Here is a 25,771-nt window from a genome sequence, read left to right as displayed (position 1 = left end):
CGGTGATGGGTTCTACTTGGCGCCCTGCCCCGCGTCGACGCGCAGGATGTGGCCGGTGATCTGGTCGGCGTTGTCCGACGCCAGGAAGAGCACGGCGTCGGTGATGTTCTGCATCTCGGTGCGCCACTTGGGCCCGGGCATGTTGCCGGCGGCGGAGAACATCTCGTAGGCGGCGTCCGGGGTCATGTCGACCTCGCCGGCCAGCCCCAGCACCATGCCGGAGCCCTGGCCCTCGCCCGGCCGGATCGTCGCGGGCGCGATGCAGTTCACGTTGATGTCGAACTCGGCCAGCTCGAAGGCCCAGGCCGAGGTCAGGCCCTGGATCGCGTGCTTGGCGGCCACGTAGTGCGACAGCTGCGCGTGTCCCGAACCGGTCACCCCGGAGGAGATGTTGACGATCTTCCCGGAGCGGCGGCCGATCATGTTCGGCACCACGTACTTCGCGACGTACATGTGCCCCTTGACGATGGTGTCGATCACCGCGTCCAGCACGTGCGAGCGCATGCCCTGGATGGTGTCCAAGGCTGCGACGCCCGCGTTGTTGACGAGGATGTCGATGCGCCCGTCGAAGAAGTCCAATGCCTTCGCGACGGCGGCCTCGACCTGGGACTCGTCGCGGATGTCGCAGGGCAGCGGGATGATCCGCCGGTCCTTCTCCTCGATGGCCCGCACGGTGTCGTCGAGCATCTGCGCCGTGGCGAGCGGGTAGATGTCGGTGATCGGCTCGGTGATGTCGAGGGCGGCGATGTCGGCGCCGGCGTCGGCGAAGGCCTTGGCGTGGCTGAAGCCCTGCCCCTTCGCCGCCCCGGTGATCAGCACGTTCTTGCCCTCGAGCCCGCGCAGCACTGCGGCCATGGGGTCCTCCTCAGGTGATGGGGCGTCAGGGGGTGACGACCGGGGCGGGCTGCGAGCCCGACGGTGCGGGTCCGGCCTCGTCGGGGGTGAGGGCGCCGCCGCCGTGGACGTGCCGCGAAGCGGCCTCGCCCGCGCCGCCGTTCGCCGCCGCCCAGCGGACGGAGTCGACGATCATGTCGTAGCCGGTGCAGCGGCAGAGGTTGCCCTCGATGCCCTCGCGGATCTCCGTGTCGTCGGGCGCCTCGTTCTCCAGCAGCAGCCCGGTCGCCGCCATGACCATGCCGGGGGTGCAGTAGCCGCACTGCAGGCCGTGGCACTGCCGGAAGCCCTCCTGCACCGGGGACAGCCGGCCGTCGCCGGCGAGGCCCTCGACGGTGAGGACGTCCGCTCCGTCGGCGGCCACCGCCAGCACGGTGCAGGACTTCACCGTCCTCCCGTCGAGCATCACGGTGCAGGCGCCGCAGTTGGAGGTGTCGCAGCCGACGTGGGTGCCGGTGAGCCCGCGGGTGTCGCGCAGGTAGTGGACCAGCAGGAGGCGGGACTCGATCTCGTCCTCGCCCGCGGTGCCGTTGACCGTGATCCGGACCTTGTGGTGGGACATCTCAGCTTCCGTTCTGCTGGAGGACCCGCCAGACCTTCTGGGGGGTGCACGGCATCTCGACGTCCCGGACGCCGAGGTGGGACAGCGCGTCGACCACCGCGTTGACCACGGCCTGCGGCGCGGCGGTCGCCCCCGACTCGCCGAGCCCCTTCGCGCCGAGCGGGTTGAAGCTGGTCCTCGTGACCAGGTGGTCGGTCTCGTAGTGGGGGAGGTCGACGGCGCTGGGCAGCGTGTAGTCGACCAGGGTGCCGGCCAGCGGCTGGCCGTCCGGCCCGTAGGAGACCTCCTCGAGCAGCGCCTGGGCGATGCCCTGCGCGACGCCGCCGTGGATCTGCCCCTTGGCCATCAGCGGGTTGATCACCGTGCCGCAGTCGTCGACGGCGACGTACCGGGCGATCCGCACCTTGCCGGTGTCGCGGTCGACCTCGACCACGCAGCAGTGGGCGCCGGACGGGTAGGAGAGGTTCTGCGGCTCGTGGAAGGCCGTCTCGTCGAGGCCGAGGTCGAAGCCGTCGGGCAGCAGGTGGGGCTTGAACGCCCGCACCGCGACCTCGCCCATGCCCACGGACTTGCCCGGTGCGCCCTTGACCCGGAACTCGCCGTCGACCAGCTCGACGTCGGACTCGTCCGCCTCGAGCATGTGCGCGGCGATCCGCGCCGCCTTGTCCCGCACCTTGATCGCGGCCTTCATCACCGCGGAGCCGCCGACGGGCACGCCGCGGCTGCCCATCGTGCCGATGCCCTCCTGCACGGTGGCGGTGTCGCCGTGGATCAGGGTGATCCGGTCGAAGTCGATCTGCAGCTCGTCCGCGACGATCTGCGCGAAGGCGGTCTGGTGGCCCTGCCCGTGCGGGCTCGTGCCGACCTTGATCACGGCGGACCCGTCGACGTTGAGCCGGACATTGGCCGACTCCCAGCCGCCGACGTAGCCGAACTGCTCGAACAGCGGGGTGGGGCCGAAGCCGCCCATCTCGACGAACGTGGAGAACCCGATGCCGAGCAGCGACGCCGACGGGTCGTCCCGCCGGGTGGCCTGCTCCTTGCGCAGCTGCGGGTAGTCGACGTGCTCGAGGACCTTGTCGAGCGCGCCGGGGAAGTCCGCCTCGTCGTAGACGATGCCCTCGAACTGGGTGGCGAACGGCATCTCGCCGGGCTGGACGAAGTTGCGCCGCCGCACGTCCAGCGGATCGAGGCCGAGCTCGGCGGCGACGTGGTCGACCACCCGCTCGATCATGAACGACGCCTCGGGCCGGCCGGCGCCGCGGTACGAGCCGACCGGGGTGGTGTTGGTGACGACCGAGCGGAAGCTCGGCGCGATCACCGGGATCTTGTAGCAACCGCCGGACATGAACGAGGTGAGCGTGGGCAGCCCGATGCCGGTGGCGTCGGGCCAGCCGCCGCAGTCCTGGGTGATCCGCACGCGCAGGGCGAGCAGCCGGCCCTCGTCGTCGAAGCCGACCTCGACGTCGTGCTCCTGGGCCCGGCCGTGGACCATCGAGGTGAGGTTCTCGCTGCGGGTCTCGACGTACTTGACCGGGCGCCGCAGCCGCCGCGACAGCTCCGCGGTGAGGATGAACTCGGGGTAGCAGGAGGCCTTGGCGCCGAAGCCGCCGCCGACGTCCGGCGCGACGACCCGGACCTCCTGCTGCGAGAGCCCGAACATCTGCGCCATCTCGTTGCGCATGTGGTGCGGGGTCTGGGTGGTGGCGTAGATCGTGAGGCCGGAGCTCTGCCAGTCCGACAGGCACACCGTCGGCTCCATCGGCACCGCGGCGCAGCGCTGGTTGCGCAGGTGGATCGCGAGCCGGTGCGGGGCGGCGGCGAGCTCCTCCTCGGCGTCCGTGGCCGAGAGGACCTGCTCCAGCACCACGTTGGAGGCCGTGCCCTCGATGATCGGCACGGCGTCCTCGGCGGTCGCGGCGGCGATCGACGCCATCACCGGCAGCTCCTCGTACTCCACGAGGACCGCCTCGGCGGCGTCGGCGGCGAGGTACCGGTCCGTCGCGACGACGACCGCGACGCACTCCCCGACGAAGTGCACCCGGTCCTTCGCCAGGCACGGCCGCTCCATGCCGGGCACGGACCGGTTCGGCGGCAGGCCCTCCAGGTCGGCGTTCGTCCACACGCCGAGCACGCCGGGCATGGCCGCCGCCTCGCTGGTGTCGACCGACAGGATGCGGGCGTGTGCGAGGTAGGAGCGCACGTAGGCCATGTGCACCGTGCCGGGGAGCCGGACGTCGTCGACGTACGTGCCACGCCCGGTGAGCAGGGCCGGGTCCTCCTTGCGGACCACCGCCGCGCCGACCATCGAGCCCATGATCCGGACCTCCTCGTCCTGTACCTACCGGCCGTGTGGTGGGTGGCCGGGAGCATGTGCCCCCGGTCACTGCCGACCGACGCTAGGAACCTAACGTCGGTACCCGGCCGTCGCAAGGGGATCGGCACGTGCCCCGATTCCGGATGCCGCGCCCTGACCGACAACTGCGCCCTTGCGACTCCCTTGTGGTCGTCAGGAGCCTAACGCCGCTTCGGCTCGTCGAGGTCTCACGCCGGCTCCCGCCGCGGCACCCACACCCAGTCGATCTCCGGCCGGTTCTCTATCACCGCGGCGTGCACCCGGCGCTCGGCCAACCGCCAGCCGGCTGGGGTGCGGGCGACGACGTCGACGTAGCGCAGGTGGGCGCGCCACTGCCGGCCCTCCCACTCCTCGTGGCTCGCGGTCACGTAGGTGACGGCGGTGGCGCGGTCCGGGTCGGCCGGGTCGAAGGTGACCCGGCTCTGGCCGAGCTGGTGGTGGGTGCGCCGGAACTGCGCCTGACCCGCGGCGATCCGGTCCCGGACCGCGTCCCGCCCGGTGACCAGGCCGCCGCGGCCGGGCCCGTAGTCCGTCACGCAGTCCGGGGTGAAGAGCGCGGCGACGGCGTCGATGTCGTACTCGTCGACCCGCTCGCAGTACAGGGCCATCACGTCGGCGATGGCGGCCCGGTCCTCGAACCTCACGTGCCCTCCCGGAGCCGGGGCAGGATCTCCCTGCCGAACGTCGCAAGCCGCTCCCGCTGCACCTCCAGCGGCTCGGGGAACAGCAGCCGCAGGACGAGGTGCACGTCCGGCCAGCCGCCCAGTGCCGCGAGCACGCCGCGCAGACCGGCCACGACGGCGTCGGCGTCGCCACTGACCTGCACGTACGCGTCCACGTCCGCCCCGACGGCGACCGAGCGGGAGTACACCGTGCGCCCGGCCTGGATCGCCTCGTAGGCCCGTTGCTGGACGGCGAAGGCCGCGCGGGCCGAGCCGGCGCCACCGCCCGGGGCGTCGAGCACACAGGCCACGGTGACGGCCCGGGTGAACCCGGGGCGCGGGCTCCCGAGCTGCGCCGACGCGGCGTCCACGATGGCCGGCTCGCCCCGCCCGACGAGGTGCCCGTCGGTGATCCGGCCCGCCCGGTCCACGGCGACGGCCGCGTACCCGCCGAGCCAGATCGGGATCCGACGCCCCGGCGCCGGGGTGACGCGGACGTCGTCCAGCCCGAGGACGGGGCAGGAGAACGGCTCGCCGGTCCACGCCTGCCGCAGCGCGCCGACCAGGGCCTCCAGCCGCGCGCCGCGGGTCGCCGGGTCCACGCCGAACGCCCGGTACTCGTGGGCGGCGTACCCGATGCCCAGCCCGAGGACGAGCCGCCCGCCGCTGAGCAGGTCGACCACGGCGGCGTCCTCGGCGAGGCGCAGCGGATGGTGCAGCGGGGCGAGGACCACGCCGGTGCCGAGGGAGATCCGGCTGGTCACGGGCGCGAGCGCGGCCAGCACCGTGAGCGGGGAGGGGAGGTAGCCGTCGGGCAGGCCGTGGTGCTCGGTGACCCAGAAGGAGTCGAAGCCGGCCCGCTCGGCCGCCACCGCGAGCTCGGCGACCTCGCCGTAGCTCCGTCGGGCGTCGGCGCCCTGCCCGGTCCACAGCCCGACGCCGACCTGCAGCGTCATCCCAGCACGTCCCCGAGCCGCTCCCACCAGACCTGCAGGTCCACGTAGTCCCGGAAGGCCGCGATGAGCCCGGTGGCCGGGTCGACCTCCACCACGCCGTTGCACTCGATGGCGTACTCGCGGCCGTCGATCCGGAACCGGTCCACCCGCTCCAGCCAGGCCCGGTGCTCAGCGTAGCTCGCCGTGACGATCTCCCACTCCACGTACTCGGACCGGTCGAGGATCGGGGCGAGCAGCCGCCGCACCCCCTCCGGCCCGCGCACCGGTGGATGGGGCATGTTCGCGTAGGTGGCGTCCGGGGCGAAGCAGGCCGCGGCCGCCGCGGCGTCGCCCGCCCCCACCGCGGCGAGGAACCTCTCGACGACCGCCCGCGCGCTCATCCCTCGAAGACCACCGGGTACGACGCGAAGTGGTCGCGCGCCGAGTGCGGGTCGCGCTGCGGGGCGGCGTCCGGATCCGGCCGCCCGCCCGCCGCGAGCAGCGCCTCCAGCATGAGGGTGACGGTGCCGAGCACCCGCTCGGACTCGCTCACCGGGTGCCCCTCGGGCGCGGGCACACCGCCGGCCAGCTCGGTACCGATGCAGGCGTGCATGCCGCCACCGAAGGCGTGGCCCCACCGCGGCACGTCCGCGGGCACCTCGCGCAGCGGGTCGTAGACCTCGGGCCGGTCGAAGACCTTCGGGTCCCGGTTGGCCGCCGCGATGTCGAGGACCACGAACGAGCCCTCCGGGATCTCGGTCCCGCCCCGCAGGCTGATCGGGGCGAGCGCCCGGCGCTGGGCGACGGGACTGGCGGGGTGCAGCCGCAGCGTCTCGTACACGCAGCGCTGCAGCAGCGCCGGGTCGTGCCGGGCCTTGTCCGCCGCGGCCGGCTCCCGCTTCGCCCACGCGAAGAAGTCGTCCGCGGCGTGCGTGAACGCGTCGGCGGTCGAGTGCGAGCCCGCCTGCAGGTAGAAGGCGCACTCGCGGCGCAGGACATCCCGGTCGATCCCCAGCTCGTCCCAGTTGCGCAGCAGCGCGGTGAGCACGTCCCGGGGCAGGTCCTCCTCGGTGATCTCCCCGGCGGCGAACCGGGTGAGCAGGGCCTCCCGGCGCGCGATCGACGGCTGGAGGAAGAGCGCGTCGAACTCCTCCAACGCCGCGGCCACCTCGGCCCGCACCTTTCCGGGATCGCGGGTGGTGTGGACGATCGTGGCGCCCTCGGAGAACTTCTTCGCGAAGCGGTACAGCGCGTCGACCGCGGCGTCGACCTCCTCGACGCTGCCGGTGGGCCTGTCCAGCCCGGCCACCATCGCGGTGAGGTTCATGATCGTGCGGTAGCCGAGCTCCAGCAGGTCGGCGCGGCCCGCGGCGGCGAACGGGGCCAGGGTGTCCGTGACGACGTCCCGCAGGAAGGCCCGCTCCCAGTACCGGAACGTGCCGCGGCGGAACAGCCGGTTCTCCACCCGGCGGCGCCTGCGGTGGTCCGCGCCGTGCAGCACGAGGAGGCTGTCCGCCATCACCACGCCGCCCGCGTCGTACAGGGCCTGCTCGAGATCGTGCTGGCGGTAGGCCTCGCGGACGTCCGCGTAGCCGGCGAGGGTGATCGTCTGCATCGGCGTTCCCGGTTCACCTCGGCGTGATGGTCCTAACGACGCTAGCACCGGTACGCGGTCCTGGGGGAGCCCGTGCAGCTCGGCGGGCCGGGGAGGGAGCGACGCGGGTCGTGGCGTCGTTAGGGTCTTGACGCCGTCCGGAGCACACGTCAGGGTCGGACAGCCCCCGGGGACCTCGTGAAAGGCGGCACCGTGGCCGGACCCGTACGCAGACCCGTCCGCGTCGAGGCGGACGTCGTGGTGCTCGGCACCGGGCCCGCGGGCACGGCCACCGTCCCCGCCATCGAGGAGGAAGCGTGAGCACCACCGCCCGCGAGACCGCACCGATCGTCCTCAGCACCTTCGCCGACGCGCACGACGCCTACCGCAGCAAGGACCTCCGGCAGGCGCTGTACGACGCCGGCGAGGTCGTCATGTCCGGGGTGCTGGTCAACCTGCACGGGCAGGAGCACCGCGACCGGCGCCGCGTGGAGAACCGGATGTTCCGCCGGGAGGTGTTCGAGCGCTACGAGCGCGAGCTGTTCCCGCGGGTCACCGACGAGACCCTGGCCCGGTACGAGGCCGCGGGCGGCGTCGACCTCGTGCACCTCGGGCACGAGCTGATGCTCAACCTGGCCGCGCTCACCGCGGGGATCGACCGGCCGCTGGGCACCACCGAGGAGACCGGGCGGCTCTACGACTACAACGCCCGCTTCATCGAGGGCGCCACGATGGTCCACGCGACCGGGGACCGGGAGGCCCTGCGCACGGCCGTCGCGCAGGCACTGGAGGACTGGGACGCCGAGTTCCTCGCCCCCTCCGCCGCCCGGCGCCGCGACCTGCTGGCGCGCGAGGCCGCCGGCGAGGAGGTCGACGTCCCGCGGGACGTCCTGACCACCCTGCTGCGGCACGCGGACGAGCTCGACCTGCCGTGGGAGGTCATCCGCCGCGAGGTCGCGTTCTACCTGCTCGCCGGCGCGCACACCAGCGCGACCGCCTTCGTGCGGACCATCGACCATCTCCTCGGCTGGCTCGAGGAGCATCCCGAGGACGCCGGGGCGGCGCGGACCGACGCGTTGTTCGTGCAGCGCGCGGTGCACGAGACCGTGCGGCTCAACCCGTCCAGCCCGACCGGCATGCGGCGCGCGCTCGCGCCCGTGACCCTGCGCTCCGGCGTCGAGATCCCGGAGGGCGCCACGGTCGTCATCGACCTGCAGGCGCTCAACCGGGACCCGGAGCTCTTCGGTCCCGACGCCGCCGAGTTCCGCCCGCACCGCACCCCGCCGCCCGGCGTGGCGCCCTTCGGGCTGAGCTTCGCCGCGGGCATGCACGTCTGCATCGGGCAGGACCTGGCCGCGGGCGTGGTGGCGCGGCCGGGCACGGACCCGGACGAGCACCTGTTCGGCCTGGTCACCGGCGCGGTGCAGCGGATGTTCCGGGCCGGGGTGCGCCGCGACCCCGGTCATCCGCCGCAGCGCGACACCGCCACCGCACGGCCCTACTGGGGCACCTATCCCGTCCTGCTGGGGGAAGGCGCATGAGCTACCGGATCGACGTCGACCGCGACGTGTGCATGAGCTCGGGGAAGTGCGTGGCCGACGCCCCCGACCTCTTCCGCTTCGACGACGAGGAGATCGCCACGCCGGTGGCCGGCGCCCCCGAACCGGGCGACGCGCGGGCGCTCGACCTCGCCCGCGCCTGTCCGTCGGGGGCGCTGACGGTGCACGACACCGACACCGGCGAGGAGATCGACATCTTCTGATGGAGCTCTGCTGATGGATCTGGGCATCGAGGGGAAGCGCGCGGCCGTCGCCGCCGGGACCGCCGGGCTCGGCTACGCGAGCGCGGCCGCGCTGGTGGCCGAGGGCGCCCGGGTCACCCTCTGCGGGTCGGACGCCGGACGGGCCGAAGCCGCCGCGCGGGCGCTGGGCGGCGGGACGGAGTGGCTGGTCGCCGACCTCTCCGGGCCGGAGGGAGCGGAGGAGTTCGTCCGGCGAGCGGGTGAGCCGGACATCCTGGTGGTCAACGGTCCCGGGCCTGCGCCGGGCACGGCGCTGTCGGCCTCGCTGGCCGACTACCGCGCCGGTGTGGACCGCAGCCTGCTCGCCGTGATCGCGATGTGCCAGGCCGCTGTGCCCGGCATGCGCGCGCAGGGCTGGGGCCGGATCGTCGCGATCACCTCGCTCGCGGTGCGGCAGCCCTACCCGAACCTCGCCCCGTCGAACGCCGCCCGGCCGGGGCCACCGGCTTCCTGCGCACGCTGGCCCGCGAGATCGCGGCGGACGGCGTCACGGTCAACTCCGTCCTGCCCGGCCTGCACGAGACCGCGCGTGTGCGCAGCCTCTACGGCGAAGGTGACTCCCCGGCGCTGGACCAGGCTCTGACCACGGTCCCGGCCGGGCGGCTGGGGCAGCCGGCCGAGCTCGGTGCCGTCGTCGCCTTCCTCTGCTCGGTGCACGCGGGCTACCTCACGGGGGCCGCGGTGCCGCTCGACGGCGGGGCGTACCAGGCGTTGCTCTGAACACCGGGAGCGTGGCCGGCGACCGTTGACGGAGTAGTCGTCAGGTATCTAACGTCGTGTGCGGCGGGTGCCCCCGCCCCCGCCGACGACGACGTCCCCGGAGCACCCGTGACCGCCACCGTTCCCGACCCGACCACGACCCGCGCCGTCCGGAGGACGGTCCTCGGCGGCACCGTGGGCTCGTTCGTGGAGTTCTACGAGTTCTCCGCCTACGCGGTCCTCGCCACCACCCTCGCCGCGGTGTTCTTCCCGGCGGCCGACCCGGCCACGGGGCTGCTGTCCTCGCTCGCCGTGTTCGCCGTGGCCTTCTTCGCCCGGCCCCTCGGCGGGTTCGTGTGGGGCGCGCTCGGCGACCGGATCGGCCGCAAGCGCACGCTCGCGCTCACCGTCCTGCTCATGTCCGTCGCGACCACGCTGATGGGGGTGCTGCCGGGGTACGCGTCGATCGGCGTCGCGGCCCCCATCCTCCTGATCGCGCTGCGGTTCCTGCAGGGCGTCTCGGCGGGCGGCGAGATCTCCGGGGCGGTGTCCTTCATCGCCGAGCACTCGCCGCTGCACCGCCGCGGCCTGTACGTCGGGCTGATCTCGGTCGGCTCGGTCGTCGGCACCCTGCTGGGCAGCCTGTTCCCGGGGATCCTGCTGCTGGTCCTGTCCACCGAGCAGATGCAGGCCTGGGGCTGGCGGCTGCCGCTGCTCGTGGCGCTGCCGATGGGCGTCATCGGGCTCTACATCCGGCGCCGGCTCGACGAGACGCCGCACTTCCTCGCGCTGAAGGAGGAGCGGGCGCGCGAGGCCAACCCGATCGGGGCCGCGCTGAGCGGCCGCGAGAACGTCCGGCTGCTGGTGAAGTCCTTCCTGCTGATCGCGGTGAACGCGGCGTCGTTCTACATGATCGTCGGCTATCTGCCGAGCTTCGCGTCGAAGAGCCTGCAGCTCACCGGGTTCCAGGCCTTCGCGCCGTCCGTGATCGCGCTGGCCGCGTGCCTGCTCGCCGAGGTGCTCGGGTCCTGGTGGTCGGACCGCGTCGGGCGGCGGCCGGTGCTGCTGATCAGCGGCGTCGGGCTGCTCGTGCTGTCCTGGCCGGCGTTCCTGCTGATCACGTCCGGCTCGTTCGGGCTCATCACGGTCGGGCTCGTGGTGTTCGGCTTCCTCGCGGGCGGCTACGCGGCCGTCACCAACTCGACGCTCACCGAGATGTTCCCGACGAAGGTGCGCGTGACCGGCCACGGCATCACCTACAACCTGTCCGTGGCGCTGTTCGGCGGATCGGCCCCGTACCTGCTGACGTGGCTGGGCGGGGTCACGGGCAGCACCATGGTCGGCGCGGTCTACGTGATGGTCCTGGCCCTGGTCTCGCTGCCGGCGGTGCTGGCGGTCCGGGAGACCGCCGGCCGCCCGCTGCGCACGGACTAGGACCGACCGGAGCGTGTCTCCGACCCTCGGCGGCCGGCCGGAGCGCCGGTCGTCGGTGGATCCGGGCGGAGCGTCTTTCGGCTCGGATATGGCCTGATGCAGGCCGATGGCTCTACTGTGTTCGGTCGGGCGGAAGGTCGGCGGGAGCGCCGACCGGGGATCTCTGCTTGCCTGATGGCCGGATCGGCCCAGGAGCGGAGCACGGCGGCGGTGCGTACGCGCGCTGTCGAGGACGCAGCGACCATGGAGCTGATGGCATGCCCGGAGTGAGCGAGGAGCCCGCGACAACGAGTGCGTCGACGCCCGTCACCTCGGCGTCCTACGGGGTGCACTCCGAGGTGGGCGTGCTGCGCAAGGTGCTGGTCTGCGCCCCGGGTCTCGCGCATTCCCGGCTGACCCCCCGCAACTGCGACGACCTGCTCTTCGACGACGTCATCTGGGTGGACAACGCCCGCCGCGACCACTTCGACTTCGTCAACAAGATGCGCGACCGCGGGGTCGAGGTCGTCGAGCTGCACAACCTGCTGACCGAGACGATGGCCGTACCCGAGGCCAGGACGTGGCTGCTGGACCGCAAGATCGTCGCCAACGAGGTCGGACTGGGCCTGGTCGACGCCACCCGGGAGTTCCTCGAGGGGCTGCCCGACCGGCGGCTGGCGGAGTTCCTCATCGGGGGGCTGGCCACGACGGATCTGCCCGAGGACTTCCGTCCCGCGTACCTCGCCCTCGCCCGGGAGTCGACCGGCGTACGCGAGTACCTGATGCCACCGCTGCCCAACACGCTGTTCACCCGCGACACCACCTGCTGGGTCTACGGCGGGGTCACCCTCAATCCGCTGTTCTGGCCCGCCCGGCACGACGAGACCCTGCTCTACAAGGCGATCTACACCTTCCACCCGGACTTCGCCGGCTCCCCGGTCTGGTGGGGCGACCCCGAGCGCGAGTGGGGCCTGGCCACCATGGAGGGCGGCGACGTCATGCCGATCGGCAACGGGGCGGTCGCCATCGGCATGAGTGAGCGCACGTCCCGGCAGGCCGTCACGCAGTTCGCCGCGGCGCTGTTCGAGAACGGCGCGGCCACTCGCGTGATCGTCGCGGGCATGCCCAAGCTGCGGGCGGCGATGCACCTGGACACGGTGTTCACCTTCGCCGACCGGGACCTCGCCACGGCCTACCGCGAGATCGTCGACGGTATCCACACGTTCAGCCTCCGACCCGGCGACAAGGAACCGGTCGAGATCACCGAGGAGAAGCGATCCTTCCCCGAGGTCGTCGCCGACGCGCTGGGCCTGTCCGAGCTCCGGGTGTTGGAGAACGGCGGGAACGCCTACGCCAACGAGCGCCAGCAGTGGGACAGCGGCAACAACCTGGTCGCCGTGGCTCCCGGGGTCGTGTTCGCCTACGACCGCAACACCCACACCAACACGATCCTGCGCAAGGCGGGCGTCGAGGTGATCACGATCGTCGGCGCGGAACTGGGCCGCGGCCGTGGTGGCGGGCACTGCATGACCTGCCCGATCATCCGCGACCCCGTCGACTTCTGATCGACCCGCACACCGTGCGTCGGCATCGGCCGGGCGCGCTGGACGGAGTCGCCGGCTCCACGATCGAGAAGGTCGAGCCCGTGCCGCCCGACCGGTCACCAGGACGGGAGTGAGCTGACCATGGTCGACACGCATCCTTCGGTCGCCGGGCCGGCAGCCGACACCCCGGTCGACGCGCCGGGGAAGATGAGCCTGCTCACCTTGACCGGCATGGTGGTGGGCAGCATGGTCGGCGCGGGCGTGTTCTCGCTCCCGGCGCGGTTCGGCGTGGCGACCGGCATCCTCGGGTCGCTGATCGCCTGGGCGGTCGCGGGGACGGGGATGTTGATGCTCGCCTTCGTGTTCCAGAACCTCGCCATCCGCAAGCCCGACCTCGACTCCGGGGTCTTCATCTACGCCAAGGCCGGCTTCGGTGACTACGTCGGGTTCAACTCCGCGATCGGCTTCTGGGCGAGTGCGGTCTGCGGCAACGCCTTCTACTGGGTGTTCATCACCGCGACCCTGGGCGGGTTCTTCCCCGCCTTCGGCGACGGCGCCACGGTCCTCGCGGTGGCGGTCTCCACGGTCGGGGTCTGGCTGTTCCACTACCTTGTCGCGCGGGGAGTGCGCGACGCCGCCGTGATCAACCGGATCGTGACGGTCCTCAAGATCCTGCCGATCCTCGTGTTCATCGTCGTGCTGTTCGTGGCGTTCGACGCCGGCGTCTTCTCCGCCAACTGGATCGCCACCGGCTACGGCGACCTCGGCTCGCTCAACGAGCAGGTCCGCAACACCATGATCATCACGACGTTCGTCTTCATCGGCATCGAGGGCGCCAGCGTCTACTCCCGCTACGCCAGGAGGCGCCAGGACGTCGGCAGGGCGACCGTCCTGGGTTTCCTGAGCGTGCTCTCGATCTTCGCGCTGGTCACGCTGTCGAGCTACTCGGTGATGCCGCAGCCGGAGATCGCCGGCACGCGCCAGCCGTCGATGATCGGCCTGTTCGAGTCCGTCGTCGGGAGCTGGGGCCGCTGGTTCATCAGCGCGGCCGTCATCGTCTCCGTCCTCGGCGCCTACCTCGCCTGGACCCTGATGGCCGCCGAGGTGATGTACATCCCGGCCCGCAACGAGGACCTGCCGGCCTTCCTCGGCAAGGAGAACGACAAGAAGACCCCGATCACCGCGCTCGTCGTCACCTCGCTGGCGATCCAGGGGCTCCTCGCCGCGACACTGGTCCTGACCGACGCGCTGAACTTCATGCTCGACCTGTCCACCAGCCTGGCGCTGATCCCCTACTTCCTCGCCGCCGCCTACGCGCTCAAACTCGGCCTCACGGGCGAGTCCTACGAGAACGTCGACGCCAGGACCCGCCGGAAGGAGACGATCTTCGCGGGGATCGCGACCGCGTACACGGTGTTCCTCTTCGAGGCAGCCGGTCTGAAGTTCCTGCTGCTGTGCTCGGTGATCCTCGCCCCGGCCATGCTGCTCTACATCAAGGCCCGCAGCGAGCGGGGCCGCCGGCTGTTCACCGTCACCGAGATGGCACTCGGCGTCATCATCGTGGCCGCGGGCGTCACCGGCGTCGTCGGCCTGTGGACCGGCTTCATCACCCTGTGACCCCGCTCCCACCAGCCCACCCGTGCCCGACTCGAGCCCGACTCGAGCCCGATCCCTGGAGCCGGCATGAACCGCACCGGAGTCGTCGGGACCGTCCTGCTCACCCTGCTGGCGCTCGCCGGCTGCGGCTCGACGCAGGCCGGTCCGCCGAAGCTCGACCAGGCCCGGACCGAGCTCGCCGGCGTCGACGGGCAGGCCGGCCAGCTCCGGCTGCTCGACGTGGTCATCGCGTCCCCCGGCGGGCGCGGCAGCATGCACATCGCCGGCGACGACGCCGCACTCCTCCTGACCATCGCGAACGACGGCAAGGCCGCGGACGTGCTCGTCGGCGCCAGCGCGGAGGTGGCCGAGCAGATCGTCCTCCGGAACGGCGATGCCCCGCCGGATCCGCGCCTGCAGGTGCCGCTGCCTCCCGGCGACGTCGCGGCACTCCGCCAGGTGACCGGGCCACACCTGGAGCTCTCGGGGCTGCGGGAGACCCTGCGCAGCGGCTCCGGCGTCCCGGTCAGCCTCGTGTTCCGCGACGCCGGCACGGTGACCGTCGACGTGCCGGTCGCCACCTACGTCGACGTCCGGCCGGACAAGTACCTGGAGCCCGTTGCCGCGACCACCCGCTGACCCGGGGCGATCGGCCGTGGTCGGCGTGCAGGTCGAGGGCGCTGCCCTCCGTCGGGCCGTACCTGCGGTCATGGACGGTGACCGCGATGCGGTGCCGCTGCGGCGCGCCCGTGCTCGCGCACCGCGATCCGGGCAAGCTTGGTCAGCATCATGCCGTTGCGGATGGCGACGAGGTAGTCCACGGGTAGTCCGTGCATCCTCGTGCCAGGGCCCCGCAGGGGATGCCAGTCGAGGACGAAAAGGGTGTGCTCGCCCCAGGGGATCAGGTTCATGACTATGCGGGCGGCGCCGAAGGGGCCCGCCTTGGCTTCCAGTTGCAGGCGCCGTCCCGGTTCGCAGATGCGGACGACGCAGGTGTCGTCGAGGGTCAGGGAGCCCACGCCGACGCGGACCCGCAGGCGGGCACCCGTCTCGGGCCAGTGCGGGTCCACGGCCAGGACCTGCTGGGTTCCCGTCACCCACTCCCGGTAGCGGTAGCCGTCGGACAGCAGGGCCCAGACCTCGGAGGGCGAGCTCAGGATCAGACGGCGGGTGCGAGCCATGCCGACCACGCTCCTTCCGGCGACGGAAGCCGTGCACATCGGCGGCCGGACCCACCGGAACCGGAGCCGAGCGGGCGCAGGTCGACCCTCCTGGCCCTCCGCCGTGTCTCCCGTCCTACCTCACCACAGCTCTCTCCGGGAACGGTGCTGGCCGATCGAGTCGGGCCGACGGTTGTTCGTTGACGACGCCGTCGAGTTGGTCGATGGCCCAGAGTGCGGCGCCTGGCACCTCGGCCTCACCGACGGCGCCGCCGAGGAGACCGAGCGCCGCCATGCCTTCGTGTTCGGCGACGTCACCCGGCTCCACCGGATCAGCATCAGAGCCGCAGCAGGCGGGCGGCGTTGCGCGTCAGCGTCTGCGCGAGGGCTCCGGCGGGGTGGTCGTCCCCGCCGGAGTCCCAGCCCGCGAAGTTCGTGCCGAAGACCAGGCGCTCGGTGCCGGCGTGGTCGACCAGCAGCTGCAGCGACTGCGGGTCGTGCACGTGGGTGTCGAACCAGATCCGCCGGTAGTAGTGGTCGAACCCGTTGTCGCGCAGGGCCTGGCCGACCCAGGCCCGCTTCGCGACGGCACGGGCGAAGCGCCCGGACAGGAAGGCCGCCGCGCCCCCGCCGTGCGACACGCACACGTCGAGCCCGGGATGCCGCTCCAGCACCCCGCCGAACACCAGCGCCGCCACGGCGAGGGTCTCGTCGTAGGCGAAGCCCAGCATCAGGTCGAGATCGAACCGGCGCAGCCGCGGATCGTCCGCGGGCCCGTTCGCACCCAGCGGCGACGGGTGGACGAACAGCGGTACGTCGAGGTCCACCAGCGCCTCGTACAGCGGGTCCAGCGCCGGGTCGTCGAGCGTCCGGCCCGCCGGGTCGGTGTCGATGTAGACCCCGGACATCCCCAGGTCCCGCACGGCCCGCCGGGCCTCCGCCACCGAGGCGGCGACGTCCTGCACCGGCAGCTGCGCGGTCGCGAGCAGCCGCCCCGGGTGCTTGCCGACGAGCTCGGCCAGGGCGTCGTTGTGCGCACGGGCGTACGCGGCCGCGTCGGCCGCGGGCAGGCCGTTGAAGTAGGTGATCGGGTTCGGGGACAGGACCTGCAGGTCGATCCCGGCGGCGTCCATGGCCGCCAGCCGCACGTCGACGTCCATGAACGGGCTGCCCGCGTACCGCACGCCGTGCAGCCGGTAGTCGCCGACGCGGTAGAAGGGCGTGCCGTCCGGGGAGGTGCCCAGCTCCGGTCCCGCCGCCCCCGCCGCGCCCTCGGTCATGGCGAGCACGGCGTGGGCGTGGACGTCGATCACACGGGGGCCGTCGACCGGCTCAGACATGCGACATCCGCTCGAGCTGCTCCTCGGTGAGGGCGAGCGAGCGGGTCAGCGGGCAGGCGGCGAGGAACCGCACCTGGTCCGACGAACGGGGCTTCTGCTCCGGGATCGGGGTGGTCAGGTCGATCCGCCTCCCGTCCTTGATCACCTCGTGGATGCGGGTCCTGTCCTGCAACACCGTCACGTCCGCGAGCGGGTCGCCGTCGATCACCAGGACGTCCGCGATCTTGCCGTGCTCGAGCGTCCCGACGTCGTCCGTCCGCATGGCGAAGGCGCCGTTGCGGGTGGCGGCCACGATCGCCTCCATCGGCGACATGCCCATGTACTCCACGAACATCTCCAGCTCGCGGGCGTGCCACTCGCCGACCGGGGTCACCGCGAAGCCCGTCTCCGAGCCGGTCAGGAACGTGACGCCGGCGGCGTGCGCCTTGGTGAGCTGCGCGGCCGTCACCTCGATCTCGGCCCGGAACACGTCGAGCAGCTCCGGCGCGGTGCCGATCTTCTCGCCGTAGTCGGCGAGGTTGCCGAGCAGGGTGAAGGTGGGGCACATGGCCGAGCCCGCCTCGACGACGGCCTCGATCGCCTCGTCGTCCAGGTAGGAGGCGTGGTAGATCAGGTCGACGCCCGCCCGCGCCGCGTCCCGCGTGGAGTCCGAGTTCCGGCAGTGCGCCACGACCTTGGTGTTCAGCTCGTGCGCGGTGTCGCAGACGGTCCGCAGCTCGTCGAGGTTCCAGACCTTGACCTCGGGCCCCTTCATGGAGGGGATCAGCCCGGTGACCATGATCTTGATCCAGTCGACGCCGTACTTGATCTGGCGGCGGATCTCGTTGACCATCACGTCCCGCCCGGTGACGACGGTCGCGTAGCCGGTCGTGCCCTCGTCCTTGATCATGCGACCCGCGGTGCCGCCGAGCATCGTCATCAGCGCCTGGCCGCCCGCGCGCATCCGCGGGCCCTCGACGATCCCGGCCTCGATCGCGTCCCGCAGCTCGCAGCCGATGTTCCACAGGCAGTCCGCGTCGAGCACGCTCGTGACGCCCGCCCGCAGCACCTTGCGCGCGTTGTAGGCGGAGAGCATCGAGCTGTAGGCCTCGGTGCGGTGGTGGAAGAGCTCGTCGTTGCCGGTGGGCTCGCCGAACGTGAGGTGGGTGTGCGCGTCGATCAGGCCGGGCATGACGGTCTTCCCGGTGGCGTCGATCCGCTCGTCGACCCCGCCCGCCCCGGCGTCCGCGAGGGCCTGCGCGCCGAGCGCCGTGACCCGCCCGTCCCGGATCAGCACCGCCTCGTCCGGCCGTGCGGCCGCACCGGTGCCGTCGACGAGCGTGCCGCCGCTGATCAGGATGCTGCCGCCCACGGGGCCTCCCAGGAACGTCGTCGTGACGGGGACGTCCCGCACCCTACGCCGTCAGAAGCATGACGACTACGCGCTCGGGGGCGCTTCCGGCCCGCAAACGTGGACGCGCGGCCGGGCCGGGGGCTAGCGTCGTCAGGGAACCAACGCCGCATCGAGGCCGCGTGCGGCGGGGGCGGACGTCCGACGAGGGGAAGTGTGCCGTGACGCGTGGATGGGCCGTGGTCACCGGGGCCGGCAACGGGATCGGTGCCGTCATCACCCGGCACGCCGTCAAGGAGGGGTACCGGGTCGCGGCCTGGGACGTCGACGCCGCCGGCCTCGACGCGCTGGCCGCCGAACTCGGCTCGGCGTGCGTGCCGACGGTCGTGGACGTCGCGGACGAGGACTCGGTCTCCGCGGCCGTCGCCGCGTTGCCGGAGGCGCCGTCGCTGCTCGTGAACAACGCCGGCATCGCCCGCTTCGGCCCGCTGCTGACACTGCCCGCCGCGGAGTGGCGGGCGGCGCTCGACGTGAACCTGACCGGCACCTTCCTGGTCGGCCGGGCCGTGGCCGCGCGGATGATCGAGGCCGGCGGCGGCGCGATCGTGAACATGGCGTCGATCAACGGCATCGCCGCGGCGCCCAACGCCGGCGCCTACACGGCGTCCAAGGCCGGGATCGTGAAGCTCACCGAGCACATGGCGCTCGAGTGGTCGGGCCAAGGGGTCCGGGTCAACTGTGTGGCGCCCGGCCTCATCAACGCCGGCATGTCCGACGCCATCTACGCCGACGAGGAGGTCCGGCGGCTGCGTCAGGCGCGGGTGCCGCAGGGCCGGCTCGGTACCGCCGACGACGTGGCCGACGCCGTGCTGTTCCTCGGCTCGCCGAAGGCCGGCTACATCTCGGGGCAGACGCTCGCCGTGGACGGCGGCATCACCAAGACGGCGCTCGCGTCCATGCCGCGGCCGAAGTCGGTGGACTCGGTCGGCGTCGACGACGCGGCCGCGGCCCGCGAGGGTGGCTGAGCAGCGGACATGGTCGCGGGGGAGTCCCGGGCCGCACGGTCCGGATGGGACGATGGCCACATGTCCCAGCAGAGCGTGATCGAGGAGCTGCAGCGCCTCGGGATGTCCGGCTACGAGGCGAAGGCCTACGTCGCCCTCGTCGCGGCGGGGATTCCGCTGAACGGCTACGAGGTCGCCAAGCGCTCCGGCGTCCCGCGCTCCACGGTGTACGAGACGCTCGCGAAGCTCGTCGCGCGGGGTGCGGCGTACGAGGTCCGGGCGGGGGAGGGCGTCGGGTACATCTCGCTGCCGCCGTCCGCGCTGCTGGACCGCCTGCGCCGCGAGTTCGACCAGTCGATCGACGCCCTGAGCTCCGCGCTCCCGCAGGTCGCGGCGCCGTCACAGGTGCGGTTGGTGCACAACCTGTCCGACCGGGAGTCCCTGCTCGCCCGGGCGGAGGACGTCGTGGCCGCGGCACGCACCGACCTGTTCCTCTCCGGCTGGCCCGCCGAGATCGCGCCGCTGAAGAGCACGGTGCGCCGCGCCGACGCGGAGGGCGTCGAGGTCACCGTCGTGACCTTCGGGGAGGACCCCGAACCCGTCGGCACCACCTACCCGCATCGGTTCTCCTCGCCCGAGGTGGTCCTGGAGAACCTCGGCTGCCGGCTGCTGGTGGTCGCCGCGGACCGCGAGCAGGCCGTGATCGGCGGGGTCGTGAACGGGGACGCGTGGGGGGTCTACACCGACGACCCGGCCGTCGTGCTGGTGGCCGTCGAGTACGTGCGGCACGACATCGCCATGCACCTGATCGCGGAGAAGTTCGCGCCGGAGGACTTCGAGACCTTCTGGAAGTCCGATCCCGCGCTGCGCAAGCTGCGCGCCGACCACGGCATCCCGGCCGCCCTGCTGGCCCGCGGGCCGGGCGGGGCGTCGGCGCCGCCGCGCCGCGGGCGCCGCGCCTGAGCCCGTTCAGGGCGACACCAGGACCTTCACGACGTCCTCGGGGTGCTCGATCGCGTACCCGAAGGCGCCGGCCACGTCGGCGAGCGGGACCTCGCGGCTGACGAACCGGGCCACCGCCGCCCGCTGCGCGGCGACGACCTCGAGGGCCTCGGGGAAGAGGCCGGCCCGGGCGCCGACGATCGTCACGCCCTCGAACAGCACCCGCGGCACCGGCACCACGAGATCGTGCGCGGCGACCCCCACGACCACGAGCCGCCCGCCGCGCCCGATCCCGGCCAGCGCGGCGTCGAGCCCCGGCCGCGTGCCGGACGCCTCGAACGCGACGTCGGCGCCCTCGCCGCGGGTCCAGTCCGCGACCGCGTCCGGGTCCGGCGCGGTGACCCGCTCGGCGCCCAGCTCCGCGGCGAGCGCGCGCCGGGCCGGGACCGGGTCGCTGACCAGCACCGCGTGCCCGCGCGCGGCGGCGGCCACGGTGATCGCCAGCCCGATCGGCCCGCCCCCGACGACGGCGAGCCGCTCGTCGCCGCGCAGCTCGGCGCGGGCGAGCGCCATCGCCGCGATCGAGAACGGCTCGACGAGAGCGGCCTCGACGGCGGTCAGGCCGCCGGCGCCGTGGAGCTGCCCGACCGGGACGACGAGCCGGTCGGCCAGGCCGCCCGGCAGCGCCACACCGAGCGCGCGGAAGGCGGTGCAGGCCGGCCAGGCGCCACGGGTGCAGGGCCGGCAGCGCCCGCAGGGGATCGCGGGATCGACGGTGACGGTCTGCCCGACCTGCAGTGGGCCGTCGTAGCCGCGGGGCAGCGCGGCGAGCGTGCCGCCCACCTCGTGGCCCTGGCGGAGCGGGAAGCCGGTGTCGTGCCGCTCGCCGAGGAACATGTGCAGGTCCGTGCCGCACAGCCCCACGGCGCCCACGTCGACGACGGGGTCGCCCGGGCCGGGATCGGGGTCGGGCACCTGCTCGACCGCGATCGTGCCGGGGGCGGTGGTCACGGCGGCGCGCATCGGCCGGGCCTCCTCGGGGTGTGTGCGGCGCTCGGGGCCCGGCTAGGCGTTCGTGACGCCCAGGCTCAGGCCGCCGTCGATCGTGAGCACCGCGCCCGTGGCCCACTCCGCGGCGAGCAGGTACTCCACGGCCTCGGCGACCTCGTCCGTGGTGCCCGGGCGGCCGAGGGCGTGGGCGGGGCCGAGGGACTCCATGCGCTCGGCGGCCTGGGCGTCGTCGAACAGCCCGGCGCGCTGGTTGATCTCGGTGAGCACCCCACCCGGCCGCACGCACCCGACCCGCACGCCCTGCGGCCCCAGCTCCGCGGCGAGCACGCCGGTCAGCGTCTCGAGGGCCCCCTTGGTGGCCGCGTAGGGGGAGGCGCCGGGGAAGGCGCGCTGGGTGTGCACGGACCCGAAGAACACGATCGCGCCGCGCGACCTCCGCAGGTGCGGCAGGGCGAGCCCGCTGAGCAGCATCGGGCCGATCGTGTTGGAGGCGAAGACGGCGTGCAGCTCCTCCTCGGTGAGCTCCTCGAGCGCGCCGCGGTACATGTTCCCCGCGCCGTGCACCACCGCGTCGAGCCCGCCGCCGTGCGCCACCGCCGCGGCCACCATGGCCTCCCGGTCGGCCGCCACGGTGACGTCGCCGACCACCCCCTGCGCACCGGCGGCGGCCGCGACCGCCTCGACCTTCGCGGCGCGGCGCCCGGAGAGCGTGACCCGGGCGCCGGCCTTGGCCAGCCGGTGCACCACGGCCTCGCCGATGCCGGATCCACCCCCGGTGACCAGCACGGACATGCCGTCGATCGGACGACCCACCTCAGCTCCCTCCGGTGACGACCGCGGACGCGGCCTTGCGCAGCAGCACCGCGCGGTCGAGCGGCGCGTGCTCGGCCGCGAGGACGTCGGACTGCACCTCGACGGCGAGCGGCACGCCCGCCGGCAGCGCGGCGAGGAACCCCGCCAGGTCCAGCACCCCGTCGCCGGGCGGCACCCGGTCGTGCCGCGCCTCGTGGGCGAGCAGCTCCGCGGACTCCGGGTGCGCGCCCGGCCCGGCGTCCGTCAGCTGGGCGTAGCCGACGAGCTCGGCCGGCCACGGCGCGTCGAGGGGTTCGCGCATGCGGTGCAGGTGCAGCGCGTCGGGCAGCACGACGGTGCCCGGCACGGCGCGGGCGATCCGCTCGGCGGCCGCCCGGGACCGGACGGCGGTGAAGGCCATGGGCTCGAGGGTGACCCGGGTGGCGGAGCCGGCCAGGATCTCGGCGAGCGCGGCGACCGACGCCGTGGTCCGCCCCTCGTCGGGGTCCTCGGAGACGGTCAGCAGGAAGGCCGCGTCGAGGACGGCCGCGGTGTCGGCGAGCCGACGGTCCGCGTCCGTGACGCCGGCGGGGCCGAGCCGCACCACCTCGACGTCGAGCAGCCGGACACCGGTGCGCCGCACCGCGTCGGCGACCGCCGGCGCCTGCGCGCGGGGATCGGTGAACCGCACTCCGGCCAGCGGGAACCCGGCCTCGGCCGCGCAGCGGACCACGCCGTCGGGCGAGAGCTCGAGGACGCTGCCCGCCGAGAGCGACAGCGTGGGGGACGACGGCCCGGCGGGGTCAGCCACGGGTGGTCCAGCGCAGGGCGCGGCGCACGATCTCCCGGTGCGCGGGGACCTCGTAGGAGGGCGGGTGGTGGCCGAGGGCGTCGTAGACGACCCGCCCCCCGCCGTGCTCGCGGGCCCACAGCAGCGGCCGCGGCGGCCCGTCCGTACCCGGCGTGGCCGCGTGCAGCAGGCCGGTGACCTGCCGGGTGCGCAGGTCGCCGTACACCTCGTCGACGATCGCGAAGTCGTCGACGCCCGCGACGAGCGGGTGCTCCGCCGCCACCGTGACGGCGACCTCGGGGCCGAGGGGCGGGTGGTGCGAGTGCCCCCACTCCCAGTGGCCGCCCAGCGCGTCCCCCCACTCCGGCCAGTCGTCGAAGCAGAGGGCGGCGGTGTGCATCCCGAGGACACCGCCGCCCGCGTCGAGGTGCGCGGCCAGGGCCTCGCGGGCCGCGGGGGAGGGGCTCGCGCCCTCCTCGGCGGCGCGGTCCCGGTACCGGTCCGGGGTCCCGGGGCCGGTCATGGACCACCGCAGGGCGTTGACGACGAACAGGGCCGCGCCGGGCAGTGCCTCCAGGGCCGAGTCGACGCCCGCCGTGCCGGTGTGGACCTCGACGGCGAACCCGGCCTCCTCGAGCAGGGTCTCCAGGCAGGCGGTGGTGGCGGGGAAGTCGTGGGTGAGCCCGCCGGACAACACCACCGCGCGCACGGCCCACCTCCGCGTCGTCGTCCCGTCGCCCGCTCGTCGTCACAAGGCTGACGACTACCGGGACCCTAGCGGGGCGAGGGCCCCGGAGCCAGCGCCGCGGCGCCCTCCCCCGGGCGTGCCCGGGTACCGGCTCAGGGTCCCCCCGGCCCTGCCGGGAGGGTCGGTGGTCCCTGTCGTTGGCGTGCCGCGTCGGTCAGGCTTCCGCCGTCCGCCGCACCGGCGGCGGGAGGAGGTCCGATGCACGAGGTGTCCGAGCCGGTGCGCCCGAGCAGGGTCGCGGCCGAGCGGGCCGCCCTGCTCGTGCGGCTCTGCCTGGACCTGGACCGGCGGGGCGCCCCGCCGGCCGCCCGGCTCGCCGCCCTCGACCAGGCGCGGGCGGCCGTCGCGACGGTGCCGCCGGGGCGGATCCGGGACCGGCTCGCCACGGTGTGCGACATCCTCACCGACCTGCACCGCGACGACACCGCCGAGGCCGTGCGCGCTGCGATCGTCCGGGCCCGCGCGGCGCTCGGCCAGCCCGCCGCGGGCTGACCGGCGTCAGCCGACCCGGGGGTCCTCCGGCCGGTCGAGGTCGAACACGCTCGACCCGATCCCGCGGGCCACGCGGTCGAGGCGGTCCGCCTGGGCCAGCAGCTTGGCGCGGTGCACCGGCGAGGTCACGCTGCCGGCGAGGCCGGTGAGGTCGGTGGCCACGGCGAGCAGCTCGGTGATGACCGACGTGTTGAGGTCGTCGGCGATCCGGTCCCGGTCGTCGAGCCTGCGGCGCAGCTCCTGCTCCACCCGCACGCGGGCGTAGGCGGCGACGAGGCCGGCGTGCCCGGCCAGCGAGGCGACGGCGTCGAGGTCCTCCCGCCGGTAGGGCTCCCGGCCGCGGCGCCGGCACACCGCGAGCGCGCCCCGCGGGGCCCCGGCCGCGGTCAGCGGCGCCAGCAGCGCGGGCCCGACGTCGAGCCGGCCCAGCGGGATCCCGCTGAGCCGCGGATCCGCGCGGGCGTCGGAGCTCGCCACGGCCATCCCGGCCATCAACGCCCGGCCCGCCGCGCTGTCCCGGGCCCGCAGCCGGGTGTTCTCCACCTCGGCGAGGGAGTCGCCCTCGGCCACCGCCACCAGGAACTCGCCGGCGCCCTCGGCCGGCACCAGCAGAGCCGCCCCGTCGCTGTCGCTGAGGTCGCGCAGCGTCGCGACCAGACCCTCCAGCACCTCGGCGGGCTCCTCGCCCGCGAGCAGGTCCGTCGCGACCTGCGTCGACGCGGCCTGCCAGGCCTGCCGGCGCCGGGTCTCGGCGAACAGCATGGCGTTCTCGATCGCCACCGCGGCCGACGTCGCCAGGGCCTGGAGCAGCTCCTCGTCGTCCGCGCTGAAGCCGCCGCCTGCCTGCCGGTCGGTGAGGTAGAGATTGCCGAACACCTCGCTGCGGACCCGGATCGGCACCCCGAGGAAGCTGGTCATCGGCGGGTGCCCGGGCGGGAACCCGGCGAAGCGCGGGTCGTCGTGCAGGGACGCGAGCCGGATCGGGTGGGGGTCGTCGATCAGCGCGCCGAGCAGGCCTTCGCCGCGCGGCGGCCGGCCGATCGCGCGGACCGCCTCCTCGTCCATGCCCTCGTGCAGGAACTCGACGAGGTGGCCGTCGGCGCCGAGCACACCGAGCGCGGCGTAGCGGGCGCCGACCAGCGCGCGTGCCTCGGTGACGACGCGCCGCAGCACGACGGGCAGCTCGAGGTCCGCGCCCACCGCACGGTGGGCCCGGAGCAGGCCGCGCAGCCTGCCCTGGCTCGCCATGACCTCCTCGGCGCGCTCGACGATCTGCTCCAGGAGCTGGTCGAGCTCGAGCCGGGGGACGTCGACGAAGCCCAGGTCGGCATCCGGGTCGTCGTCGCCCGGCCCCCCGAGGCCGTTGCCGTTCTGCGGGCCCACCTGCACCACCGGCCGTCACCACCCGTCGCGTCGAGGGGTTCCCACCGACCGCTCGGGGGGACGGCCCGCGCGGCGAGACGTCCCACTATGGGCCCGGTGGCGGGCGCTGTCCAGACGCCCGACCGCTGCGGCGCGGGCTCAGGACCAGCGGTCGCCGTCCCACTCGTCGTCACCGTGGGTGTCGGCGTACCGGTGCTCGTCGTCCCACGAGTCGTCCCAGCGGTCGTGCCGGTCCCCGTCCCAGGTCCTCTCCCAGGTCCCGTGCCGGGTGTCGTCCTCGGTGTCCCGATCGTCCGTGTCGGCGGTCGGGCCGGGGAGCGGGGCCTCGGCGGGCGGGCGGGGCGGGGTCTGCGTGACCGCGCGGGAGCCGGGGTGCGCGGCGGCCCGCAGGGTCCGGGTGACCTGGGCCTGCGCACCCGCCACCGCCTCGGCCAGCACCGGGATCATCACGGGCGGCGCGGGCAGCACGGTCGCGTCCCGGATCCCGGCCGGCGCCGGTTCGGCCGCCCCCGCGGCGGCCGCGGCCGGGGTGGCGGGCGCCGGGGTGACGGGCCCGCCCGGGCCGAGCGCGGGCCGGCCGACGACCACCGCGACGGCGGCACCCAGCACCGCGACCACCGCGACCCGGCCGTGCGCCGTCGGCCGGGCGGGGGGCACGGGCTCGGGATCGCCGACCCGCCCGCACTCCCGGACCAACCCGAGGGCGAGCCCGGCGGCGGTGGG

At 73.9% G+C, this 25,771-nt stretch carries 25 protein-coding genes and 2 pseudogenes; 10 read left to right on the top strand and 17 right to left on the bottom strand.

Annotated features, from left to right (window positions below):
• Window positions 1–12 precede the first annotated feature (12 nt).
• The 7 genes from PKE99_RS25105 to PKE99_RS25075 all read right to left on the bottom strand — a co-directional run bounded on the left by PKE99_RS25105 (window position 13) and on the right by PKE99_RS25075 (window position 7,024).
• Window positions 13–855, bottom strand: coding sequence for an SDR family NAD(P)-dependent oxidoreductase (locus PKE99_RS25105; protein ID WP_037038567.1), 843 nt, complete (start codon window positions 853–855; stop codon window positions 13–15).
• A 25-nt stretch (window positions 856–880) separates the two neighbouring features.
• Window positions 881–1,456 carry a (2Fe-2S)-binding protein gene (locus PKE99_RS25100; RefSeq protein ID WP_081923597.1) on the bottom strand — a complete coding sequence of 192 codons (576 nt, stop codon included), beginning with the start codon at window positions 1,454–1,456 and terminating at the stop codon, window positions 881–883.
• A 1-nt stretch (window position 1,457) separates the two neighbouring features.
• On the bottom strand, window positions 1,458–3,773 hold the full coding sequence (locus PKE99_RS25095) for a xanthine dehydrogenase family protein molybdopterin-binding subunit (RefSeq protein WP_037038569.1): 2,316 nt from the start codon (window positions 3,771–3,773) through the stop codon (window positions 1,458–1,460).
• A 227-nt stretch (window positions 3,774–4,000) separates the two neighbouring features.
• Window positions 4,001–4,456 carry a nuclear transport factor 2 family protein gene (locus PKE99_RS25090; protein WP_037038571.1) on the bottom strand — a complete coding sequence of 152 codons (456 nt, stop codon included), beginning with the start codon at window positions 4,454–4,456 and terminating at the stop codon, window positions 4,001–4,003.
• Entirely contained in the window at window positions 4,453–5,430 is a 978-nt protein-coding gene (locus tag PKE99_RS25085; RefSeq protein WP_051736470.1) for an LLM class flavin-dependent oxidoreductase, read from the bottom strand. The genes PKE99_RS25090 and PKE99_RS25085 overlap by 4 nt, the downstream gene beginning before the upstream one ends.
• Window positions 5,427–5,810 carry a nuclear transport factor 2 family protein gene (locus PKE99_RS25080; RefSeq protein WP_037038573.1) on the bottom strand — a complete coding sequence of 128 codons (384 nt, stop codon included), beginning with the start codon at window positions 5,808–5,810 and terminating at the stop codon, window positions 5,427–5,429. Before PKE99_RS25080 ends, PKE99_RS25085 begins: the two co-directional genes overlap by 4 nt.
• The gene (locus PKE99_RS25075) at window positions 5,807–7,024 is read right to left on the bottom strand and encodes a cytochrome P450 (RefSeq protein WP_037038576.1); all 1,218 of its coding nucleotides are present in this window, start codon (window positions 7,022–7,024) and stop codon (window positions 5,807–5,809) included. Before PKE99_RS25075 ends, PKE99_RS25080 begins: the two co-directional genes overlap by 4 nt.
• A gap of 296 nt (window positions 7,025–7,320) precedes the next feature.
• Here PKE99_RS25075 and PKE99_RS25070 point away from each other — a divergent pair, with 296 nt between their 5' ends.
• From PKE99_RS25070 to PKE99_RS25040, 7 genes and pseudogenes are all read left to right on the top strand, one after another.
• Entirely contained in the window at window positions 7,321–8,544 is a 1,224-nt protein-coding gene (locus PKE99_RS25070; protein ID WP_037038579.1) for a cytochrome P450, read from the top strand.
• Window positions 8,541–8,765 (top strand): ferredoxin, encoded by a 225-nt coding sequence (locus PKE99_RS25065; protein ID WP_037038580.1) that lies wholly within the window; start codon window positions 8,541–8,543, stop codon window positions 8,763–8,765. Before PKE99_RS25070 ends, PKE99_RS25065 begins: the two co-directional genes overlap by 4 nt.
• 13 nt (window positions 8,766–8,778) lie before the next feature.
• Window positions 8,779–9,524, top strand: a pseudogene (locus PKE99_RS25060) (SDR family oxidoreductase).
• A gap of 108 nt (window positions 9,525–9,632) precedes the next feature.
• On the top strand, window positions 9,633–10,937 hold the full coding sequence (locus tag PKE99_RS25055) for an MFS transporter (protein ID WP_037038582.1): 1,305 nt from the start codon (window positions 9,633–9,635) through the stop codon (window positions 10,935–10,937).
• Window positions 10,938–11,194: 257 nt separating this feature from the next.
• Complete coding sequence (locus PKE99_RS25050; protein ID WP_051736471.1) at window positions 11,195–12,481, top strand: arginine deiminase; 1,287 nt, start codon at window positions 11,195–11,197, stop codon at window positions 12,479–12,481.
• A 120-nt stretch (window positions 12,482–12,601) separates the two neighbouring features.
• Window positions 12,602–14,077: a basic amino acid/polyamine antiporter gene (locus tag PKE99_RS25045; RefSeq protein WP_197040374.1), complete on the top strand. Its 1,476-nt coding sequence runs from the start codon at window positions 12,602–12,604 to the stop codon at window positions 14,075–14,077.
• 66 nt (window positions 14,078–14,143) lie between these two features.
• Complete coding sequence (locus PKE99_RS25040) at window positions 14,144–14,695, top strand: copper chaperone PCu(A)C (protein ID WP_037038584.1); 552 nt, start codon at window positions 14,144–14,146, stop codon at window positions 14,693–14,695.
• Between the two features lie 68 nt (window positions 14,696–14,763).
• On the opposite strand, the gene PKE99_RS25035 is transcribed toward PKE99_RS25040, so the two are convergent.
• The 4 genes from PKE99_RS25035 to PKE99_RS25020 all read right to left on the bottom strand — a co-directional run bounded on the left by PKE99_RS25035 (window position 14,764) and on the right by PKE99_RS25020 (window position 17,907).
• Window positions 14,764–15,237, bottom strand: coding sequence for an SRPBCC family protein (locus tag PKE99_RS25035; protein WP_156066882.1), 474 nt, complete (start codon window positions 15,235–15,237; stop codon window positions 14,764–14,766).
• 115 nt (window positions 15,238–15,352) lie between these two features.
• A complete protein-coding gene (locus PKE99_RS25030; RefSeq protein ID WP_156066885.1) occupies window positions 15,353–15,544 on the bottom strand; it encodes a hypothetical protein in 192 nt (63 codons plus the stop codon).
• 10 nt (window positions 15,545–15,554) lie between these two features.
• On the bottom strand, window positions 15,555–16,556 hold the full coding sequence (locus PKE99_RS25025; protein WP_037038587.1) for an amidohydrolase family protein: 1,002 nt from the start codon (window positions 16,554–16,556) through the stop codon (window positions 15,555–15,557).
• A complete protein-coding gene (locus PKE99_RS25020) occupies window positions 16,549–17,907 on the bottom strand; it encodes a metal-dependent hydrolase family protein (RefSeq protein WP_037039136.1) in 1,359 nt (452 codons plus the stop codon). Before PKE99_RS25020 ends, PKE99_RS25025 begins: the two co-directional genes overlap by 8 nt.
• Before the next feature lie 200 nt (window positions 17,908–18,107).
• Between PKE99_RS25020 and PKE99_RS25015 the strand changes: the two genes are divergently transcribed.
• Both PKE99_RS25015 and PKE99_RS25010 read left to right on the top strand, forming a co-directional pair.
• On the top strand, window positions 18,108–18,911 hold the full coding sequence (locus PKE99_RS25015; protein WP_037038589.1) for an SDR family NAD(P)-dependent oxidoreductase: 804 nt from the start codon (window positions 18,108–18,110) through the stop codon (window positions 18,909–18,911).
• 60 nt (window positions 18,912–18,971) lie between these two features.
• Window positions 18,972–19,853: a TrmB family transcriptional regulator gene (locus PKE99_RS25010; protein WP_037038591.1), complete on the top strand. Its 882-nt coding sequence runs from the start codon at window positions 18,972–18,974 to the stop codon at window positions 19,851–19,853.
• Between the two features lie 6 nt (window positions 19,854–19,859).
• Here PKE99_RS25010 and PKE99_RS25005 read toward each other — a convergent pair whose 3' ends face one another.
• The 4 genes from PKE99_RS25005 to PKE99_RS24990 are packed head-to-tail and all read right to left on the bottom strand — an operon-like array spanning window position 19,860 to window position 23,134.
• Entirely contained in the window at window positions 19,860–20,855 is a 996-nt protein-coding gene (locus PKE99_RS25005) for a zinc-dependent alcohol dehydrogenase (protein ID WP_051736472.1), read from the bottom strand.
• Between the two features lie 42 nt (window positions 20,856–20,897).
• A complete protein-coding gene (locus tag PKE99_RS25000; protein ID WP_231497979.1) occupies window positions 20,898–21,656 on the bottom strand; it encodes an SDR family NAD(P)-dependent oxidoreductase in 759 nt (252 codons plus the stop codon).
• Window position 21,657: 1 nt separating this feature from the next.
• On the bottom strand, window positions 21,658–22,446 hold the full coding sequence (locus PKE99_RS24995) for a sugar phosphate isomerase/epimerase family protein (RefSeq protein WP_037038593.1): 789 nt from the start codon (window positions 22,444–22,446) through the stop codon (window positions 21,658–21,660).
• Window positions 22,439–23,134, bottom strand: coding sequence for a ThuA domain-containing protein (locus tag PKE99_RS24990; protein ID WP_037038594.1), 696 nt, complete (start codon window positions 23,132–23,134; stop codon window positions 22,439–22,441). Before PKE99_RS24990 ends, PKE99_RS24995 begins: the two co-directional genes overlap by 8 nt.
• A 237-nt stretch (window positions 23,135–23,371) precedes the next feature.
• Between PKE99_RS24990 and PKE99_RS24985 the strand changes: the two genes are divergently transcribed.
• Window positions 23,372–23,665, top strand: coding sequence for a hypothetical protein (locus tag PKE99_RS24985; protein WP_037038595.1), 294 nt, complete (start codon window positions 23,372–23,374; stop codon window positions 23,663–23,665).
• A gap of 6 nt (window positions 23,666–23,671) precedes the next feature.
• Here PKE99_RS24985 and PKE99_RS24980 read toward each other — a convergent pair whose 3' ends face one another.
• Window positions 23,672–25,057, bottom strand: coding sequence for a GAF domain-containing protein (locus PKE99_RS24980; RefSeq protein ID WP_051736473.1), 1,386 nt, complete (start codon window positions 25,055–25,057; stop codon window positions 23,672–23,674).
• 129 nt (window positions 25,058–25,186) lie between these two features.
• Window positions 25,187–25,771 (bottom strand): annotated as a pseudogene (locus tag PKE99_RS24975) (hypothetical protein); the annotation flags it as partial.

It is taken from the genome of Pseudonocardia halophobica (assembly GCF_027922425.1).
GTDB classification, from domain to species: Bacteria; Actinomycetota; Actinomycetes; order Mycobacteriales; family Pseudonocardiaceae; genus Pseudonocardia; species Pseudonocardia halophobica.
Note: the sequence above shows the minus strand (reverse complement) of the source record. Positions and strands in the feature narration are given on the sequence as shown.

Bases quoted from the DNA above. Each gene is read 5' to 3' on its own strand.
- PKE99_RS25105 (WP_037038567.1), bottom strand. From the start codon at position 855: ATGGCCGCAGTGCTGCGCGGGCTCGAGGGCAAGAACGTGCTGATCACC.
- PKE99_RS25100 (WP_081923597.1), bottom strand. From the start codon at position 1,456: ATGTCCCACCACAAGGTCCGGATCACGGTCAACGGCACCGCGGGCGAG.
- PKE99_RS25095 (WP_037038569.1), bottom strand. From the start codon at position 3,773: ATGGGCTCGATGGTCGGCGCGGCGGTGGTCCGCAAGGAGGACCCGGCC.
- PKE99_RS25085 (WP_051736470.1), bottom strand. From the start codon at position 5,430: ATGACGCTGCAGGTCGGCGTCGGGCTGTGGACCGGGCAGGGCGCCGAC.
- PKE99_RS25080 (WP_037038573.1), bottom strand. From the start codon at position 5,810: ATGAGCGCGCGGGCGGTCGTCGAGAGGTTCCTCGCCGCGGTGGGGGCG.
- PKE99_RS25075 (WP_037038576.1), bottom strand. From the start codon at position 7,024: ATGCAGACGATCACCCTCGCCGGCTACGCGGACGTCCGCGAGGCCTAC.
- PKE99_RS25065 (WP_037038580.1), top strand. From the start codon at position 8,541: ATGAGCTACCGGATCGACGTCGACCGCGACGTGTGCATGAGCTCGGGG.
- PKE99_RS25050 (WP_051736471.1), top strand. From the start codon at position 11,195: ATGCCCGGAGTGAGCGAGGAGCCCGCGACAACGAGTGCGTCGACGCCC.
- PKE99_RS25045 (WP_197040374.1), top strand. From the start codon at position 12,602: ATGGTCGACACGCATCCTTCGGTCGCCGGGCCGGCAGCCGACACCCCG.
- PKE99_RS25040 (WP_037038584.1), top strand. From the start codon at position 14,144: ATGAACCGCACCGGAGTCGTCGGGACCGTCCTGCTCACCCTGCTGGCG.
- PKE99_RS25035 (WP_156066882.1), bottom strand. From the start codon at position 15,237: ATGGCTCGCACCCGCCGTCTGATCCTGAGCTCGCCCTCCGAGGTCTGG.
- PKE99_RS25025 (WP_037038587.1), bottom strand. From the start codon at position 16,556: ATGTCTGAGCCGGTCGACGGCCCCCGTGTGATCGACGTCCACGCCCAC.
- PKE99_RS25010 (WP_037038591.1), top strand. From the start codon at position 18,972: ATGTCCCAGCAGAGCGTGATCGAGGAGCTGCAGCGCCTCGGGATGTCC.
- PKE99_RS25005 (WP_051736472.1), bottom strand. From the start codon at position 20,855: ATGCGCGCCGCCGTGACCACCGCCCCCGGCACGATCGCGGTCGAGCAG.
- PKE99_RS24985 (WP_037038595.1), top strand. From the start codon at position 23,372: ATGCACGAGGTGTCCGAGCCGGTGCGCCCGAGCAGGGTCGCGGCCGAG.